This is a genomic window from Mesorhizobium sp. M4B.F.Ca.ET.089.01.1.1, assembly GCF_004022605.1.
In the GTDB taxonomy this organism is placed as follows: Bacteria; Pseudomonadota; Alphaproteobacteria; order Rhizobiales; family Rhizobiaceae; genus Mesorhizobium; species Mesorhizobium abyssinicae.
The window spans coordinates 1-432 of sequence record NZ_RZOS01001454.1; the positions used below are offsets into that span (position 1 = coordinate 1).

Below are 432 nucleotides of genomic sequence, written 5' to 3' on the forward strand. Positions count from 1 at the left end.
AGCGCAGACGGTTCAGTCTGTCGTTTGAACCTGGAATCTGGTGAAGGCAACCGAACCAATGGACAAGATCACAATCGACTTCTGGGGCTTTGCAATAACGGCCGAAGGGTTTTACGGCGTCTTGGCCGCGTCGGGGCTGGTGATGGCCATTGTCATTGTGTTGAAGGTCGGGAGGCGTCGGGGTACCTAAGGCTGCTTCTCGGCAAGACGGAGGGCATCGATGTGCGAAGCCAGTATGACATTGTTAAAGATTGGGCACTCCTATCCGACGACGAGGCGATGGAAGCCGAGATCGAAGGCACGGCAAGGACGCTACCACGTCGGTCGCCTAGTGTCCCTTGGAAGTGTCTGGCAATCGTGAAGATGCCGAATATCGATTCTGGTTCGATCTGTTTTTGAGACTTTCCAGAAAGGACGACGTCGGGTGGGCTT

Annotated in this window: 1 protein-coding gene; it reads left to right on the plus strand. The window is 54.9% G+C overall.

The genetic code is table 11. From position 1 onward, the window contains the following. Nucleotides 1-399, plus strand: a 399-nt coding sequence (locus EN780_RS40160) for a hypothetical protein (protein ID WP_210215150.1), incomplete at its 5' end; no start/stop codon positions are given. Nucleotides 400-432 lie beyond the last annotated feature (33 nt).